This is a genomic window from Streptomyces sediminimaris (assembly GCF_047049295.1).
Taxonomy (GTDB): domain Bacteria; phylum Actinomycetota; class Actinomycetes; order Streptomycetales; family Streptomycetaceae; genus Streptomyces; species Streptomyces sediminimaris.
This window is the reverse complement of record NZ_JBJWOT010000001.1, coordinates 4,064,688-4,081,312: the sequence shown is the minus strand read 5'-3', so window position 1 is coordinate 4,081,312 and position 16,625 is coordinate 4,064,688. Positions and strand designations below refer to the sequence as shown.

Below are 16,625 nucleotides of genomic sequence, written 5' to 3'. Positions count from 1 at the left end.
CCCGCCCACGCCGCAGCGGGCGTTGGGAGCGGCCGGTGGTCACGCGCCGGCGGGACTCTCGTCCTGCGCGCACTCCTCCGGGGCCTCGGCGGCTCTCTGTGCGGAGTCCATCGCCAGCCGCAGCAGGTGGTGGCAGATCGGGCAGTGGCGGGCCCTGTGGCCATAGGACGATGCGGCCGACAGGTGTGCACGGAGCAGTGCCCGTGTCTCGTGCCTGACCGATGCCGCCATACGCCACCTCCAGGGGCCGCACGGGAGCAGGCCCTGTCTTCTGGGTACCGACGGAACGTCAGGCCGTCAAGACGGCGTGGAGCCCCGCCGGTGCGCGCGTGACTGCAGGAGCCGGGTACGGCCACTGTTCCGGCGATCCGGGACGCCTGGAGGCGGTGCGGGGCCGTGAGGCGGGCATGAGGCGGGCGGGTGTGAGGCGGGCGGGTGTGAGGCGGGCGGGTGTGAGGCGGGCATGAGAGAAGGCCCGCACCGGGTGTCCGGTACGGGCCTTCCTTCTTTCGCTGCGGTCCTGACGGGATTTGAACCCGCGGCCTCCACCTTGACAGGGTGGCGAGCACTCCAAACTGCTCCACAGGACCCGGTGCCCCGCCCAGACCCTTGCGGGACTGGGGGAGTTTCGCAGTGCGATGTGTGCGTTGCGCTGCGAGAAGAGACTGTACAGGAGGGTGAGCCCCTGGTCGAACTCACCCACCGTGCACGGGTGATCACGGTACGGCCGCGTCGATCGCCTTCACGATCCGCTTGTCCGAGACGGGGTACGCCGTGCCGAGCGCGTGGGCGAAGTAGCTGACCCGGAGCTCCTCGATCATCCACCGGATGTCCAGGACGGCGGACGGGACCGGGCGCCCCCGCGGCAGCTGCTCCAGCAGCCAGGCGTACTCGTCCCGCATCTCGTGGACCTTCTCCATGCGCGTCGTGTCCCGCTGGACGTTGGTCGGCATCTGCTGCAGGCGGCGGTCCGCGGCCACCAGATAGCGCATCAGGTCGGGCAGCCGGCGCAGCCCCGCCTCCGTCACGAACCCCGGCTTCACGAGGGCGTCGAGCTGCCCCCGGACGTCCTGCAGGTTCGGCAGCAGCGCGGGACTCCGTACGGCCTTCAGCCGGCGCTCACAGGCCTGCCAGGCGGCGAGGACCTGCTGCACCTGGCCGACCGCGCGGACGGTGGTGTCCACGATCTCCGCGCGCACCTTGTCGTACAGCTTGCGGTACGACTCCTCGTCCCACGCCGGGCCGCCGAAGTCCGCGATCAGCCTGTCCGCCGCGGCCGTCGCGCAGTCGTCGAACAGCGCCTGGACCGAGCCGTGGGGGTTCGCGGAGAGCGCCAGCTTCTGCGCGTTCGTCAGCTTCTCGGAAGCGAACTTCGCGGGACTGACCGGGATGTTGCGCAGGATCAGCCGGCGCGTGCCCCGCCACATCGCCTCCGCCTGCTCCGCCTCGGTGTCGAAGAGGCGCACGGAGACCGTGTCGCCGTCGTCCACCAGCGCCGGGTAGGCCTTCACCGGCTGCCCGGCCCGGCGCGTCTCGAAGACCCGGGTGAGCGCGCCGATCGTCCAGTCGGTCAGGCCCGTGCGCTCCAGGGACTCGCCGCCCCGGCGCGAGGCGGTGGCCGCCGCGGCCTGGGACAGGGCCTTGCGCGCCTTCGGCTTCAGACGCAGCCTCAGCGCCTCCAGGTCCTTGTCCTCCGCCAGCTTCCGCCGCCGTTCGTCGACGATGCGGAAGGTGACACGCAGGTGGTCCGGCACCTTCGACCAGTCGAAGTCCTCGGCCTCGAAGGGGACGCCGACCATGCGCTTCAGCTCGCGGGCCATGGTGACCGTCAGCGGCTCCTGCAAGGGGACGGCCGTGTCCAGGAAACGCCTGGCGAAGTTCGGCGCCGGCACGTAGTTGCGGCGGATCGGCTTCGGCAGTGAACGGATCAGCTCCGTCACCACCTCCTCCCGCAGACCCGGGATCTGCCAGTCGAAGCCCTCGTCCGTGACCTGGTTGAGGACCTGCAGCGGGATGTGGACGGTCACGCCGTCCGCGTCCGCGCCCGGCTCGAACTGGTACGTCACCCGGAACTTCAGCTGCCCCTGCCGCCAGGAGTCCGGATAGTCGGCCTTGGTGACCGCCTCCGCCGACCCCCGGATCAGCATCTCCCGCTCGAAGTCCAGGAACTCCGGCTCCTCGTGCCGCTTGCGCTTCCACCAGGAGTCGAAGTGAGCGCCGGAGACCACGTGTTCGGGCACCCGGGCGTCGTAGAAGTCGAAGAGCGTGTCGTCGTCCACGACGATGTCCCGGCGCCGGGCCCGGTGCTCCAGCTCCTCGACCTCGCTGAGCAGCCTGCGGTTGTCGGCGAAGAACTTGTGGTGGGTGCGCCAGTCGCCCTCGACGAGCGCGTTGCGGATGAACAGCTCGCGGCTGGTCTCCGGGTCGACCCGGCCGTAGTTGATCTTCCGCTGCGCCACGATCGGCACGCCGTACAGCGTCACCTTCTCGTACGCCATCACGGCCGCCTGGTCCTTCTCCCAGTGCGGCTCGCTGTACGTGCGCTTCAGCAGGTGCTCCGCCAGCGGCTCGACCCACTCCGGCTCGATCTTCGCGTTGACGCGCGCCCACAGGCGGGAGGTCTCCACCAGCTCCGCGGACATCACGAACCGCGGCGGCTTCCTGAACAGCGCCGAGCCGGGGAAGATCGCGAACTTGGCGTTCCGGGCGCCCAGGTACTCGTTCTTCGCGCCGTCCTTGACGTCCTTCATGCCGATGTGCGACAGCAGTCCGGCGAGGAGCGAGACGTGGACGCGGTCGCCGGGGGCGTCCTCCTCGTTGAGGTGGATGCCCATCTGCTTGGCCACCGTGCGCAGTTGGGAGTAGATGTCCTGCCATTCACGGATGCGCAGGAAGTTGAGGTACTCCTGCTTGCACATCCGCCGGAACGAGCTCGAGCCCCGCTCCCGCTGCTGCTCCCTGATGTACCGCCAGAGGTTGAGATAGGCGAGGAAGTCGCTGCCCTCGTCCTTGAAGCGGGCGTGCTGCTGGTCGGCCTGGGCCTGCTTGTCGGCCGGGCGCTCCCGCGGGTCCTGGATGGACAGGGCGGCGGCTACGACCATGACCTCGCGCACGCAGCCGTTGCGGTCCGCCTCCAGGACCATGCGGCCCAGACGGGGATCGACCGGCAGCTGGGCGAGCTTGCGGCCGGTCTGCGTGAGCCGCTTGCGCGCGTCCTTCGAAGAAGGGGAGGGCTGCGACGCAGCTCGTTGCGGGGTGGTGGTCGGCTGACGGGTGGGCGGGTCCAGCGCACCCAGCTCCTGCAGCAGCTGCACACCGTCGCGGATGTTGCGGTGGTCCGGCGGATCGATGAAGGGGAACCTCTCGATGTCACCGAGGCCGGCCGCGGTCATCTGCAGGATGACGGAGGCCAGGTTGGTCCGCAGGATCTCCGCGTCCGTGAACTCCGGCCGGGCGAGGAAGTCGTCCTCGGAGTACAGCCGGATGCAGACGCCGTCACTGGTACGGCCGCAGCGGCCCTTGCGCTGGTTGGCGCTGGCCTGCGAGACCGGCTCGATCGGCAGCCGCTGGACCTTGGTGCGGTGGCTGTAGCGGGAGATCCGGGCGAAGCCGGGATCGATGACGTACTTGATGCCCGGCACGGTCAGGGACGTCTCGGCCACGTTCGTCGCCAGAACGATCCTGCGCCCCGTGTGCGGCTGGAAGACGCGGTGCTGCTCGGCGTGGGAGAGGCGGGCGTACAGGGGGAGGATCTCCGTGCTCTGCCAATGGGCGCCTCCGTTCTTCCTGGTCAGCGCGTCGGCGGTGTCCCGGATCTCCCGCTCACCGGAGAGGAAGACGAGGATGTCGCCCTTCCCCTCCGCCATCAGCTCCTCCACGGCGTCCGTGATCGCGGTGATCTGATCACGGTCGGCGTCGTCGCCGTCCTCCTCCAGCAGCGGGCGGTAACGGACCTCCACCGGATACGTCCGCCCGCTGACCTCCACGATCGGGGCGTCGCCGAAGTGCCGGGAGAAGCGCTCCGGGTCGATCGTCGCGGAGGTGATCACGACCTTCAGATCAGGCCGCTTCGGCAGCAGCTGCGCCAGATAGCCCAGCAGGAAGTCGATGTTCAGGGACCGCTCGTGCGCCTCGTCGATGATGATCGTGTCGTAGGCGCGCAGCTCCCGGTCGGTCTGGATCTCGGCGAGCAGGATGCCGTCCGTCATCAGCTTGATGAAGGTGGAGTCCTGGTTCACCTGGTCGGTGAAGCGGACCTTCCAGCCGACGGCCTCGCCGAGGGGGGTGTCCAGCTCCTCGGCCACGCGCTCGGCGACGGTACGGGCGGCGATACGGCGGGGCTGGGTGTGCCCGATCATGCCGCGCACGCCGCGCCCCAGTTCGAGACAGATCTTCGGGATCTGCGTGGTCTTGCCGGAGCCCGTCTCACCGGCGACGATCACGACCTGGTGGTCGCGGATGGCGTCGGCGATCTCGCTCTTCTTCTGGCTGACCGGCAGCTGCTCGGGATAGGAGACGGCGGGCAGCCGGCCGCGCCGCTCACCGATCCGTTCCTCGGCCTTCGTGATCTCCGCGTCGATCTCGGCGAGGACGGCGGCGCGGGCCTCCGGCTTGCGGATCTTGCGCGCGCCTTCGAGCCTGCGCCCGAGCCGGTGCGCGTCGCGCAGGGACAGCTCGGTCAGGCGGGGGGCGAGGGGGCCGGGGGCCGGGGTGGCGGGGGCAGGATGCGTAGACATACGCGATCCAGGATCTCATCCCCGGGAAATCCGTGGCGAACGATTTGTACCGGATGCCGCGGGGGACTCCGGACCGGGCCGCGACACGACGAAGGCCCCGTCCGTGGACGGGGCCTTCGCGGGCTGTGGCTGGGGCCGGGGTCGAACCGGCGACCTATCGCTTTTCAGGCGATCGCTCGTACCAACTGAGCTACCCAGCCGTCAAGACCTTCTGCAAGGCCTTTGCGGTCCTGACGGGATTTGAACCCGCGGCCTCCACCTTGACAGGGTGGCGAGCACTCCAAACTGCTCCACAGGACCAAGCTGTTGCGTACGACAGTGTCGCACATCGTGTCGCGTGCCCCCAACGGGATTCGAACCCGTGCTACCGCCTTGAAAGGGCGGCGTCCTAGGCCGCTAGACGATGAGGGCTATCGGCCCGCCTGGGCGCTTCTCAGCGCGTCGGGGACGTGAGAAGCATATGGGATGGCGGGAGGTATCGCCAAAACGGTTTACGGGGCCGAGGTGGCCGGGGCCGGTGAGGCGGGGGTGGCGGAGCCGGAGGGGGTCGAGGACGGCGACGGCGTGGCTCCGGGCTGGTTCTCCTCGGGCAGGTGGCGGGAGACCTCCGCCGTCGTCTCGCCGAGGCCGCCCAGCTTGATCGAGTCCCACGCCTGGAGGCGGCGGGTGTCCCGGTCGAAGTAGAGGATCGAGGCCTCGACCGGGGCCGGGTACTTGTGCTCCAGGGCGCGCAGGCCGCTGCCGCCCGTGGAGCCCTCCATGCGCAGCCGGGTGCCGTACTTCAGGATCTCGTCGCCCTCGTGGTGCAGATGGCCGCAGAGCACCAGCGGCACCTCGCCGTCCACTTCGCGGGCCGCGGACGGCTCGTGGGCCATGGCGACGTCGACCGGGGTGCCCGCGTTCTTCTGGTCGCGCAGGGCCGAGGCCAGCCGGTCGCCCGCCAGCTGCTCCGACTGGTCGGCGCCCCGCGGGTTGGAGCGGTCGGGGGTGAACTGCGGGTCGCCGATGCCGGCGAAGCGCAGGCCCGCGACCGTCTGCGCCCGGCCGTCGTCCAGGACGTGCACGTTCTTCATGCGGGACAGATAGCGCTGGGTGACGCGGGAGTCGTGGTTGCCGCGGACCCAGACGTAGGGCGCTCCGAGGTCCGCGATCGGGTCGAGGAAGCCGTTCTCGGCCGCCGTCCCGTGGTCCATGGTGTCGCCGGTGTCGACGATCACGTCGACCTTGTACTGCTGCACCAGCGACGCGATGATCTTCCAGCTGGCGGGGTTGAGGTGGATGTCCGAGACGTGCAGGACGCGCACGGTGGACGGGTCCGGCCGGTAGGCGGGCAGGGTGGAGGTGACGTCGTAGAGCTTCGTCACGTTCGTCACCAGGCGCGCCAACTCCTTCTGGTAGACGTCGAACTCGGTGACGATGCTGCGCGCGTTGCCGATCAGGGAGGGCGCCGAGGACAGCAGGCCCGAGTACCTGGGTTCCAGGACGGACTTGGGGTTCCAGGTCAGGTACGCCGACGCTCCGGAGGCCACGAGGAGGGCCAGGGCGGTGCCGCCTGCCGCGAGGGCCCGGCGGGGGCGGCGGTAGACCGCGAGGCCGAGGGCCGTCGCGCCGGAGACGACGGCGACGCAGGAGCGCAGGGCCAGGTCGCGGGTGCCGTGCTCGACGTCGCGGGTGACCTCGTCCTGGAGGCCGGAGAGGCGTTCGGGGTGGTCGACCAGGGCCTGGGAGCGGACCGGGTCGAGCTGGTCGACGTTCACGTCCAGGCGCAGCGGCGCGCGGTGGCTGTCGAGCTGGAGGGCGCCGAGCGGTGAGACGTTGATCTTCGTGCCGCCGGTCAGGGACGGGCGCAGGGTCATCGTCGTGTTCATCGGGCCGACCGGTGTCCGGACGTTGCCGACGACCAGCAGCCCCAGCCAGGCGCCGAAGAGGACCACGGCGGCCAGGCCCAGCGCGCGCAGCCAGGCGGGCTGCCGCGGGGCGGCGTCGAGCGTCGGCAGCGCACGGGGCGTGCGGTGCCGTCGGCTGAGGGCGCGAGAAGCCCTCGGGATGCGGTTGAGGGCGTTCAAGGCGGCGGGGACGCGGGCCATTGGTCGCGTATGCCCGTGTGGGGGCGCGGATATGCGGGCGGCCCCGTGGCTCTCGCGTACGGGCGGGTCGTGGCTCTCTCGTACGGACGGGTCGTGGCCGACAATGGGCCTGTGCTGGAGATGACGCGCGAGGAGTTCGAGGAACTGGTCGCCGAGGCGCTCGACCGGATTCCGCCGGAGCTGACGCGGCTGATGGACAACGTCGCGGTGTTCGTCGAGGACGAACCGCCCGCCGGTGATCCCGGGCTGCTCGGGTTGTACGAGGGCACCCCGCTGACCGATCGGGGCGAGTGGTACGCCGGGGTCCTGCCGGACCGGATCACGATCTACCGGGGTCCGACGCTCAGGATGTGTGCCTCGCGGGAGGACGTGGTCGCGGAGACGGAGGTGACGGTGGTGCACGAGATCGCGCATCACTTCGGTATCGACGACGCGCGTCTGCACGCCCTCGGATACGGGTGACCGGGGCGCGTGTCCTCTTGCGGGCGGCGGGAGTTGGGCAGGTCGACTCCTGTCCCCACCCCGGAGGTGGCTTCCCGTGCGCCCCATGTACGTACCCGTCCGTCTGGCCGCCACGGTCGTCGCCGTCGCCGCCGCCTCCGGTTGCATGAGCGTGGGTCAGGGCGGGGGAGGCGGGGGCGCGAGGCCGTCGCACTCCGCGCGGGAGCGCGCCGGTGAGGTGCCGGACGGCGGCTCGGCGGTGTCCGGCCGGGGCGGCGTCGCGGCCGACGGCAAGCACGGCAAGCACGGCAAGCACGGCGAGGGCGGCAGGAAGAAGGAGCGGGGCGGGGAGTCGGCGTCCGCCTCGCCCTCGCCGTCCGTGCGCGCGGGCGGGCCGGCTCCCGCGACGGGCGGGCCCGGTGGCGGGGACGGGCCGGGGGCGCCGACGCCGACGGGTGCGACGCCCACGCCCACCCGCACGGCGGAACCGCAGCCGACGCCGAGCGAGCAGCCGACCTCCGCCTCGCCGGCCCCGACGGTCGCCGAGCCGTCGTCGTCCGCGCACCAGGAGGCGGCGCCGCAGCTGGCGGAGCGGGAGCCGGCGCCGGCCGCGGGCTCGCCGGCGTAGCGGGTCCGGTCATCCGCCGCCGGAGCAGGGGTGACGTACATTCAGCAGGTGTGACGTACGTCTACGGGGCTCGGTTTGCCTTCGGGGCAGGTGGGTGCGTATGGTGGTAGATCGTTTGATCCCATTTGCCCGGCGCCACCGCAGAGCGCGCCGTGTGGCGCGTACTCTCCCTTGCCGTGGCGGACCGCATTGAGGCGGTCGTAATGCGAATCACGGAGTTGACGGGCGCGTGCCGACGAGACTCCGGAAGGTTTCGCTTACGCATGTCCATTTCCAGTACTGATCACGTCGTCGTGCCCGAGAACGAGGCGGCCGAGGACGCTCCCGAGGTCACCTTCGCGGACCTCGGTCTCCCCGAGGGCGTGGTGCGCAAGCTCGCCCAGAACGGCGTGACCACCCCCTTCCCGATCCAGGCCGCGACCATTCCGGACGCCCTGGCCGGCAAGGACATCCTCGGCCGCGGCCGCACCGGCTCCGGCAAGACCCTCTCCTTCGGTCTGCCGGCCCTGGCCACGCTGGCCGGCGGCCGCACCGAGAAGCACAAGCCGCGCGCCGTGATCCTCACGCCGACCCGCGAGCTCGCCATGCAGGTGGCGGACGCCCTCCAGCCCTACGGCGACGTCCTCGGCCTGAAGATGAAGGTCGTCTGCGGCGGCACGTCGATGGGCAACCAGATCTACGCCCTGGAGCGCGGCGTCGACGTCCTCGTCGCCACGCCCGGCCGGCTGCGCGACATCATCAACCGCGGCGCCTGCTCCCTGGAGAACGTGCAGATCGCCGTGCTCGACGAGGCCGACCAGATGTCCGACCTGGGCTTCCTGCCCGAGGTCACCGAGCTGCTCGACCAGGTCCCGGCCGGCGGCCAGCGGATGCTGTTCTCCGCGACCATGGAGAACGAGATCAAGACCCTCGTCGACCGGTACCTGAACAACCCGGTCCACCACGAGGTCGACGCCGCCCAGGGCGCCGTGACGACCATGTCGCACCACATCCTGATCGTGAAGCCCAAGGACAAGGCGCCGGTCACCGCCGCGATCGCCTCCCGCAAGGGCCGCACCATCATCTTCGTGCGCACCCAGCTCGGTGCCGACCGCGTCGCGGAGCAGCTGCGGGACGCGGGCGTGAAGGCCGACGCGCTGCACGGCGGCATGACGCAGGGCGCGCGCACCCGGACGCTGGCGGACTTCAAGGACGGCTACGTCAACTGCCTGGTGGCCACGGACGTCGCGGCCCGCGGCATCCACGTCGACGGCATCGACCTGGTGCTGAACGTCGACCCCGCCGGCGACCACAAGGACTACCTGCACCGGGCCGGCCGTACGGCCCGCGCGGGCCGCACCGGCACGGTCGTCTCGCTGTCCCTGCCGCACCAGCGCCGCCAGATCTTCCGGCTGATGGAGGACGCGGGCGTCGACGCGGGGCGGCACATCATCAACTCCGGTACGGCGTTCGCCCCCGAGGTCGCCGAGATCACCGGCGCCCGTTCGATGACCGAGGTCCAGGCGGAGTCCGCGGGCAACGCCGCGCAGCAGGCCGAGCGCGACGTCTCCCACCTCACCAAGCAGCTGGAGCGGGCGCAGCGGCGCGCGAGCGAGCTGCGCGAGGAGGCCGACCGGCTGACCGCCCAGGTCGCCCGTGAGCGTGGGGAGAGCGTGCCCGCCGAGGGTCCGGCCGCGGTGGCCGAGGCGCCGCAGGCCGTGGCCGAGGCGGCCGCCGGGCCGGCCGAGGTGGCCGTGCCCGAGCAGCCGGTGGCGCGGGACAGGGCGGAGGCCCCGGCTCCGTACGAGCGGCGTGAGCGCCGTGACGGCGACCGTGGCGGCTTCCGCCGGGACGACCGCCGGGACGACCGGGGCGGCCGTTCCTTCGACCGTGACCGTGACCGTGATCGTGACCGCGGTTTCGAGCGCCGTGACGGCGGCGACCGTGGCGGCTTCCGCCGGGACGACCGCCGGGACGACCGCGGTGGCCGTTCCTACGACCGCCGGGACGACCGGGGCGGCCGTTCCTTCGACCGTGACCGTGACCGTGACCGCGGTTTCGAGCGCCGTGACGGTGGCGACCGTGGCGGCTTCCGCCGGGACGACCGCCGGGACGACCGCGGTGGCCGCTCCTTCGACCGCCGGGACGACCGCCGCGGCGGTGACCGTCCCTTCAACCGCGACCGTGACCGCGACCGCGGCTCCTTCCGCCGGGACGACCGTCCCTCCGGCCGGCCCTTCGAGCGCCGTGACGACCGCGGCGGGCACCGCGGCAGCGACCGTCCCTTCAACCGGGACCGCCGCGACGACCGCCCCGGTTTCCGCTCCGGCGGCCACGACCGCCCGTACGGCCGCCGTGGCGACCACCGCGGTAGCGGCGGCGGCTCCTCCTTCGGCCGCCGGGACGACAAGCCGCGCTGGAAGCGCAACGGCTGACGCCTGAACCGGAGTTGCCGAAGGGCCCGTACGACACGAGTCGTGCGGGCCCTTCGGCGTTCCGGCATCGGCGAAGACTTTTGGCCACAGCACGTACTCTGTGGCGCATGTCACGCCGTCGGTGAGGGAATCGCTGGGGACATGACAGATGACGCCAAGGTGAGTGGGCTGTCTGACGAAGAGCGGCTGGCCCAGCTCGGCTACACGCAGGTTCTCGCCCGCCGCATGTCGGCGTTCTCCAACTACGCGGTCTCCTTCACGATCATCTCGGTCCTCTCGGGGTGTCTGACGCTGTATCTGTTCGGGATGAACACCGGCGGCCCGGCGGTGATCACCTGGGGCTGGGTCGCCGTGGGCCTGATGACGCTCTTCGTCGGCCTGTCCATGGCGGAGATCTGCTCGGCCTACCCGACGTCGGCGGGCCTGTACTTCTGGGCGCACCGGCTGGCCCCGCCGCGGTCCGCGGCCGCGTGGGCGTGGTTCACGGGCTGGTTCAACGTGCTCGGCCAGGTGGCCGTGACGGCGGGCATCGACTTCGGGGCGGCGTCCTTCCTGGGCGCGTACCTGAACCTGCAGTTCGGCTTCGAGGTGACCCCCGGGCGCACCGTCCTGCTCTTCGCCGGGATCCTGCTGCTGCACGGCCTGCTGAACACCTTCGGCGTGCGGATCGTCGCCCTGCTCAACAGCGTGAGCGTGTGGTGGCACGTGCTGGGTGTGGCGGTGATCGTCGGCGCGCTGGCCTTCGTGCCGGACCACCACCAGTCGGCCTCCTTCGTGTTCACGAAGTTCGTGAACAACACCGGCTGGGGGAGCGGGGTCTACGTCGTGCTCCTCGGCCTGCTGATGGCGCAGTACACCTTCACCGGCTACGACGCCTCCGCCCATATGACGGAGGAGACGCACGACGCGTCGACGGCCGGCCCGAAGGGCATCGTCCGCTCCATCTGGACCTCGTGGATCGCCGGCTTCGTGCTGCTGCTCGGCTTCACCTTCGCCATCCAGTCCTACGACAAGGAACTCGCCTCGCCGACCGGCGCGCCGCCGGCGCAGATCCTGCTGGACGCGCTGGGCGCGACGGCGGGCAAGCTCCTGCTGCTGGTCGTGGTCGGGGCGCAGCTGTTCTGCGGGATGGCGTCGGTGACCGCCAACAGTCGCATGATCTACGCCTTCTCGCGCGACGGCGCCCTGCCGTTCTCCCGCGTGTGGCACACGGTGAGCCCGCGGACCCGGACCCCGGTGGCGGCGGTGTGGCTGGCCGCGGCGGGCGCGCTGGTGCTCGGCCTGCCGTACCTGATCAACTACACCGCCTACGCCGCGGTGACGTCCGTCGCCGTGATCGGCCTCTACATCGCCTACGTCATCCCCACGCTGCTGCGGCTGCTCAAGGGGGAGGCCTTCGAGCGCGGGCCGTGGCACCTGGGCCGTTGGTCGCGGCTGATCGGGGTCGTCTCGGTGACCTGGGTGGGCGTCATCACCGTCCTCTTCATGCTGCCGCAGGTCTCCCCGGTCACCGGGGACAGCTTCAACTACGCGCCGGTCGCCGTGCTCGTGGTCCTCGGCTTCGCGGCGGTGTGGTGGCTGGCCTCGGCCCGGCACTGGTTCCTCAAACCCGAGCACGGCCGCACCCCCGCCCACGGGGCACCCCACACGGCGGCCGCGGGCGGCACGCCCGAAAAGGCGGACTCCTGACCCACCCGGCCCGATCTTCACCCCCGGCACGGCCGTGTCCCCGATACCCGATCGGAGTCCCGGCCGTGTCCGGCTATGCTCGGGGAGGCAACATCGCCAAGGGCCCTTAGCTCAATTGGCAGAGCAGTGGACTTTTAATCCATTGGTTGTGGGTTCGAGTCCCACAGGGCCTACCGGTTGCGGGGGAGGGAAATGCCCTCTGACCTGCGAAGGAGCGCCTCGATCGGTTTTGTTCGGTCGGGGCGCTTCGAGGTGCAAGGGTCTGTGCGTGAGCGACTGTGCCCGGTGACCGACGGGCGGGCCATCGTCTTCACGCCCGTCAGCCGCTGAGGCGGTGGAACCGTCAGAGGTACGACGGTGCGAGCGGTCGGCCCGCCAGGCGGCCCGAGGCCGCGGCCACGGCCCGCGCATGGGCAGCGCGTTCGGCGGCGAAGGTCCGCTCCATCTCCGCGAACAACGCGATCAGCAAGAACGCCAGCCGCCCAGCCCCCGCCGCCGAGGTGTCGATGGCCAGCGGATCGGACAGGCTCTTGACCCCCACCCCACGCTCGCCAAGGTCATGCATCAGGTTCAGCACCTCGCGCAGGTTGCGCCCCAGCCTGTCCAGGGTGTGCACCACCACGGTGTCGCCACTTCGCGCATACGCCCAATACGCCTGAAGGCCAGGACGATGCACGTGCGACCCGCTCGGTCGCCGTCCACGAGGCCCCCTGGCTGTCGAATCCCGGCTGGTCCACCGCAACTGCGGCGCCGCCCACGATTCAGCTCGTAGGCGGTTGACGGGATCCCGTCCGATCACTTCGATCGGGCGGGACCTCTGCGTTGCGCAGGACGGGCGGCAGGCACCCCTGGCGGGCGGCGCCCGTAATCCGCTGTTCACCACCTCCTTCGCGAGCAAGAATCGTCCGCATGTCTGCGATCCCCGGTGGCACGACCGCCTTCCACGACCTGCCCGCGTTCGTCGCCCAGCCTCGCGTCAACTCCCTTGCGCTGTCCGCCGACGGTGGCCGTCTCGTCGCCGCCGTGCAGACGCTGTCGGAGGACCGGACCAGGTTCGTGTCCGGGCTGTGGGAGATCGATCCGGCCGGGGAGCGCGAGGCGCTGCGCCTGACCCGGTCGGGGAAGGGCGAGTTCGGGCCCGCGTTCGGCCCGGACGGGGTGCTGTACTTCCTGTCGGAACGCGAGGACGACAGCGAGGAGGGCAAGCACGAGGGTGCCGCGCTGTGGGCGCTGCCCGGGCGTGGTGAGGCCGCCGTCGTGGCCCGGCACCCGGGCGGGATCACCGCGTTCACCGTCGCCCGGGACTCCGGCGCGCTGGCCCACACCGCCGGGCTGCTGCCCGGGGCCGCCGACGCCGACGCGCACGGCAGGCTGCGCACGGCGCGCAAGGACGCGAAGGTCACCGCGATCCTGTACGAGGCCGGGCCGACCCGCGCCTGGGACCGCGATCTCGGCCCCGACGAGCAGCACACCTTCGTGCGCGCGGGGGCCGAGGGCGCCGTGGTCGACGCCGGCGGGCAGGGCGTCGGCCTCGAGAACCCCGGGGACGTGGCGCTGTCGCCCGACGGGACGCGAGTGGCCTACACCCGGTTCGTACCCGGCCGGGTGCCCGCCGAGAACCGCACCGCCGTGGTGGTGGCAGACGCGGCCACCGGCGAGGAGGTCTTCGTCCTGGGCGATGTGGAGCACCTCTACGAGGCGCCGGTGTTCACGCACGACGGCTCGGCGGTCGTGTGCTCGCGGATGACGTGGCCGACTTACGACGAATCGATGGACATGACGCTCGTCCGGGCCGGCGTGGACGGCGGCGAGGCCGTCGATCTGCTGCCCGGGTTCGACAACTGGCCCGTCGGCGCCGTCTGTTCGACGGTCGACGACACCCTCTTCTTCGTGGCCGATGTGGAGGGCCACGCGCCCGTCTTCCGGCGGGACGCGGACGGCACCGTGACCCGGCTCACCGCCTCGGGCGCGTACGGCTCGCTCTGCGTGGCCCCCGACGGGCGGACGCTGTACGCGCTGCGCAACGCGATCGACTCGCCGCCGCGGCCGGTCAGGTTCGAGGCCGGCGTCGCCGACCAGACGCCGGTCGAGCTGCTTGCCCCCGGTGCGTTCGACGCGCTGCCGGGCACCCTCACCGAGGTGCACGCCAACGCGGCGGACGGGTACCGGCTGCGAGGCTGGCTCGTGCTGCCCGAGGGCGCGTCGGCCGAGAACCCCGTGCCGCTGCTCGTCGCCGTGCACGGCGGGCCGCAGGGCAGCTGGAACGGCTGGACCTGGCGGTGGAACCCGTGGCCGTTCGCGGCCCGCGGCTACGCGGTGCTGCTGCCCGACCCGGCCCTGTCGACCGGCTACGGTCAGCAGGGCCACCGGCGCGGCTGGGGGCAGTGGGGCGGGGTCCCGTACACGGACGTGATGGCGCTGACCGACGCAACCGAGGCCCGTGACGACATCGATGCCGCGCGCACCGCGCTCGGGGGCGGCTCCTACGGCGGCTACATGGCCAACCGGGTCGCCACGAGCACCGATCGGTTCAAGGCGATCGTGAGCCACGCGGGCCTGTGGGACCTGCGGTCCTTCCAGGGCGACACCGACGCGCCCTGGTACTTCCAGTGCATCTTCGGGGACCCGGTGACCCGGCCCGAGCGGTACGAGGCGCACTCCCCGTACCTGGACGCCGCGAAGATCCGTACGCCGATGCTGGTCATCCACGGCGCGAAGGACTACCGCGTGCCGGTCGGCCAGGGCGCCGCGCTCTTCCAGGATCTGCAGCGGTTCGAGGTGCCTGCGAAGTACCTGTACTTCCCGGACGAGAACCACTGGATCCTCTCCCCGGGCCACATCCAGGTCTGGTACGAGGCGTTCCTGAACTTCCTCGACCACCACGTCCTCGGTGCCGAGTGGCAGCGGCCCGGACTGCTGTGACCGTGGGCGGGCGTCGGCCTTCGACGAGGCGGGATCGCCGCTTCTGGGCAGGAACGGACGCCGCTTCACCGCGGCCACCGACCAGCGCTACGTGTGGCTGGAGACGGGCCACCAGGAGGGCGTCGGCGGGAGTTCCGCGAAGAAGTGGACCCTGGAGGTCACGCCTCCCGCCAACCCCGCGGCCGCACCGCCCGATGACTACATGCTCGTCGTGGTGGACGGGCACGGCACCCCGTCGGAGGCCACCGCGCTGCGCTTTCCCTCACGGCTCGGAAGCACCCGGCAAGCTTCGGCCAGGACTTTTCATCCATTGGTTGTGGGTTCGAGTCCCACAGGGCCTACGACGGAGCCCCGGTCCGCAGCACGTGGACCGGGGCTCGTGGTGTTGCGGGACTCGTTCAGCCCGCGCTGAGTTCCGTCAACTGGCCCAGGGGCAGTGTGTGCTGGGTCTGGAGGACCTTGGCGCGCAGGTAGCGGACGTTGTGGGCGGTGGTGAAGACGCCGGTGGGCACCCGGTCGCGGACGTCGATGCCGAGGCCGCGGAGCTGGCCGGCCTTGTCGGGGTTGTTGGACAGCAGGTCGAGGCTGTCGATGCCCAGGGCCCGCAGCATCTGCGCGGCCGCCGTGTAGTCGCGGTCGTCCTCGGGCAGGCCGAGGGCCGCGTTCGCCTCGTAGGTGTCGAGGCCCTGGTCCTGCAGGGCGTAGGCGTCCAGTTTGTTGTAGAGGCCGATGCCGCGGCCCTCCTGGCGGAGGTACAGCAGCACGCCGCCGCGGGCCGCTATCCGCTCGACCGCCTCGCGCAGCTGCGGGCCGCAGTCGCAGCGGGCCGAGCCGAACACGTCGCCGGTCAGGCACTCGGAGTGCAGCCGGACCAGGGGCGTCGTACCTGGTGCCGGGTCGCCGAGGACGACGGCCACGTGCTCCTGGCCGTCGGTCAGCCCGTGAAAGGTGACCAGTTCGGCGTCGACGCCGTAGCCGTCCTGGAAGCGCAGCGGTACCCGGACGCGGGCGCGCGTGGTGGCGGCGGGGAAGTCGGGCATGCGGGGTCTCCCGGGTCCGGTCGGCATCTGCTTCAGATTTGAAGCAGATCTACGGTGCAGGACACTACCTCTGCTTTAAAGTTGAAGCAACCGGTTCGCCGGGCCGCGGTGCCGCTCGGCCGCGCCCTCACGAGCAGGGCGGCGACGAGCGGCGGCGCCACGGGACCTCGTCGGGCGTGGGGCGGCTGCCCCCCTCGTCGAGCGCCTGTGCGACCCGCGCGCAGATCTCCTCCAGCTGCCCCACCTGCTCCTCGCTGAGGTGGTCGAAGAGCGAGGCGCGCACCGTCTCGACATGCCCGGGCGCCGCGCGCTCCAGCACCGCCATACCCTCGTCGGTGAGCGCGGCGATGCTGCCCCGCTTGTCCCACTTGCAGTTCTCGCGCCGGACCAGCCCGTCCTTCTCCAGCCGGGACACGGCGTACGTCAGCCGGCTCCGGGTGATCTTCGTCCTCCCGGCGAGGTCGGTCATCCTGAGCCGCCGCTCGGGCGCCTCGGAGAGGTTGGCCAGGATGGAGTAGTACAGGTGCGGCATGCCGGCGTCCTGCTGGAGCTGCCGGTCGATCGCGTCCTCCAGGAGGTGCGCCGCGGCGAGGTACGCGCGCCAGGCGCGCTGCTCCTCGGAGGTGAGCCAGCGAGTCGTCATGCCGCCAGTGTAGTTTTGCTTAAAA

The 16,625-nt window shown here is 71.4% G+C and carries 12 protein-coding genes and 5 tRNA genes; 7 read left to right on the top strand and 10 right to left on the bottom strand.

The features are described from left to right. Window positions 1-39 precede the first annotated feature (39 nt). The 7 genes from ACJ9NR_RS18835 to ACJ9NR_RS18805 all read right to left on the bottom strand — a co-directional run bounded on the left by ACJ9NR_RS18835 (window position 40) and on the right by ACJ9NR_RS18805 (window position 6,823). Complete coding sequence (locus tag ACJ9NR_RS18835; protein ID WP_412488734.1) at window positions 40-231, bottom strand: DUF6274 family protein; 192 nt, start codon at window positions 229-231, stop codon at window positions 40-42. Window positions 232-515: 284 nt separating this feature from the next. After that, a tRNA-Asp gene (locus ACJ9NR_RS18830) sits at window positions 516-590 on the bottom strand. Window positions 591-716: 126 nt separating this feature from the next. Further along, entirely contained in the window at window positions 717-4,736 is a 4,020-nt protein-coding gene (hrpA, locus tag ACJ9NR_RS18825) for an ATP-dependent RNA helicase HrpA (protein WP_412488733.1), read from the bottom strand. A 126-nt stretch (window positions 4,737-4,862) separates the two neighbouring features. After that, window positions 4,863-4,936 (bottom strand) — tRNA-Phe (locus ACJ9NR_RS18820). Window positions 4,937-4,961: 25 nt separating this feature from the next. Then, window positions 4,962-5,036: transfer RNA gene (locus ACJ9NR_RS18815), tRNA-Asp, on the bottom strand. A gap of 38 nt (window positions 5,037-5,074) precedes the next feature. Continuing rightward, window positions 5,075-5,147: transfer RNA gene (locus ACJ9NR_RS18810), tRNA-Glu, on the bottom strand. 80 nt (window positions 5,148-5,227) lie between these two features. Next, window positions 5,228-6,823, bottom strand: a complete 1,596-nt coding sequence (locus ACJ9NR_RS18805) for a metallophosphoesterase family protein (RefSeq protein ID WP_412488732.1) — start codon at window positions 6,821-6,823, stop codon at window positions 5,228-5,230. A 111-nt stretch (window positions 6,824-6,934) separates the two neighbouring features. Between ACJ9NR_RS18805 and ACJ9NR_RS18800 the strand changes: the two genes are divergently transcribed. The 5 genes from ACJ9NR_RS18800 to ACJ9NR_RS18780 all read left to right on the top strand — a co-directional run bounded on the left by ACJ9NR_RS18800 (window position 6,935) and on the right by ACJ9NR_RS18780 (window position 12,168). After that, window positions 6,935-7,285 carry a metallopeptidase family protein gene (locus ACJ9NR_RS18800; protein WP_412488731.1) on the top strand — a complete coding sequence of 117 codons (351 nt, stop codon included), beginning with the start codon at window positions 6,935-6,937 and terminating at the stop codon, window positions 7,283-7,285. Window positions 7,286-7,361: 76 nt separating this feature from the next. Beyond that, entirely contained in the window at window positions 7,362-7,892 is a 531-nt protein-coding gene (locus ACJ9NR_RS18795; protein WP_412488730.1) for a hypothetical protein, read from the top strand. 263 nt (window positions 7,893-8,155) lie between these two features. Continuing rightward, window positions 8,156-10,306 (top strand): DEAD/DEAH box helicase, encoded by a 2,151-nt coding sequence (locus tag ACJ9NR_RS18790; RefSeq protein WP_412488729.1) that lies wholly within the window; start codon window positions 8,156-8,158, stop codon window positions 10,304-10,306. Between the two features lie 141 nt (window positions 10,307-10,447). Beyond that, on the top strand, window positions 10,448-11,995 hold the full coding sequence (locus tag ACJ9NR_RS18785) for an amino acid permease (RefSeq protein ID WP_412488728.1): 1,548 nt from the start codon (window positions 10,448-10,450) through the stop codon (window positions 11,993-11,995). Window positions 11,996-12,095: 100 nt separating this feature from the next. Continuing rightward, a tRNA-Lys gene (locus ACJ9NR_RS18780) sits at window positions 12,096-12,168 on the top strand. A 170-nt stretch (window positions 12,169-12,338) separates the two neighbouring features. Here ACJ9NR_RS18780 and ACJ9NR_RS18775 read toward each other — a convergent pair. Beyond that, window positions 12,339-12,671 (bottom strand): recombinase family protein, encoded by a 333-nt coding sequence (locus tag ACJ9NR_RS18775; protein WP_412488727.1) that lies wholly within the window; start codon window positions 12,669-12,671, stop codon window positions 12,339-12,341. Between the two features lie 233 nt (window positions 12,672-12,904). On the opposite strand from ACJ9NR_RS18775, the gene ACJ9NR_RS18770 reads away from it, so the two are divergent. Next, window positions 12,905-14,917 (top strand): S9 family peptidase, encoded by a 2,013-nt coding sequence (locus ACJ9NR_RS18770; protein WP_412488726.1) that lies wholly within the window; start codon window positions 12,905-12,907, stop codon window positions 14,915-14,917. Next, window positions 14,886-15,329 (top strand): galactose oxidase-like domain-containing protein, encoded by a 444-nt coding sequence (locus ACJ9NR_RS18765; RefSeq protein WP_412488725.1) that lies wholly within the window; start codon window positions 14,886-14,888, stop codon window positions 15,327-15,329. The genes ACJ9NR_RS18770 and ACJ9NR_RS18765 overlap by 32 nt, the downstream gene beginning before the upstream one ends. Here the strand turns inward: ACJ9NR_RS18765 and ACJ9NR_RS18760 are convergent. Both ACJ9NR_RS18760 and ACJ9NR_RS18755 read right to left on the bottom strand, forming a co-directional pair. Continuing rightward, window positions 15,316-15,957 (bottom strand): GTP cyclohydrolase II, encoded by a 642-nt coding sequence (locus ACJ9NR_RS18760; protein WP_412488724.1) that lies wholly within the window; start codon window positions 15,955-15,957, stop codon window positions 15,316-15,318. The two genes, ACJ9NR_RS18765 and ACJ9NR_RS18760, sit on opposite strands and share 14 nt — an antisense overlap. A 127-nt stretch (window positions 15,958-16,084) precedes the next feature. Further along, entirely contained in the window at window positions 16,085-16,600 is a 516-nt protein-coding gene (locus tag ACJ9NR_RS18755) for a MarR family winged helix-turn-helix transcriptional regulator (protein WP_412488723.1), read from the bottom strand. Window positions 16,601-16,625: the final 25 nt, after the last annotated feature.

Excerpts from the sequence above, each read along its gene's own strand:
- ACJ9NR_RS18835 (WP_412488734.1), bottom strand. The coding sequence starts at position 231 with ATGGCGGCATCGGTCAGGCACGAGACACGGGCACTGCTCCGTGCACAC.
- hrpA (WP_412488733.1), bottom strand. The coding sequence starts at position 4,736 with ATGTCTACGCATCCTGCCCCCGCCACCCCGGCCCCCGGCCCCCTCGCC.
- ACJ9NR_RS18805 (WP_412488732.1), bottom strand. The coding sequence starts at position 6,823 with ATGGCCCGCGTCCCCGCCGCCTTGAACGCCCTCAACCGCATCCCGAGG.
- ACJ9NR_RS18790 (WP_412488729.1), top strand. The coding sequence starts at position 8,156 with ATGTCCATTTCCAGTACTGATCACGTCGTCGTGCCCGAGAACGAGGCG.
- ACJ9NR_RS18785 (WP_412488728.1), top strand. The coding sequence starts at position 10,448 with ATGACAGATGACGCCAAGGTGAGTGGGCTGTCTGACGAAGAGCGGCTG.
- ACJ9NR_RS18770 (WP_412488726.1), top strand. The coding sequence starts at position 12,905 with ATGTCTGCGATCCCCGGTGGCACGACCGCCTTCCACGACCTGCCCGCG.
- ACJ9NR_RS18760 (WP_412488724.1), bottom strand. The coding sequence starts at position 15,957 with ATGCCCGACTTCCCCGCCGCCACCACGCGCGCCCGCGTCCGGGTACCG.
- ACJ9NR_RS18755 (WP_412488723.1), bottom strand. The coding sequence starts at position 16,600 with ATGACGACTCGCTGGCTCACCTCCGAGGAGCAGCGCGCCTGGCGCGCG.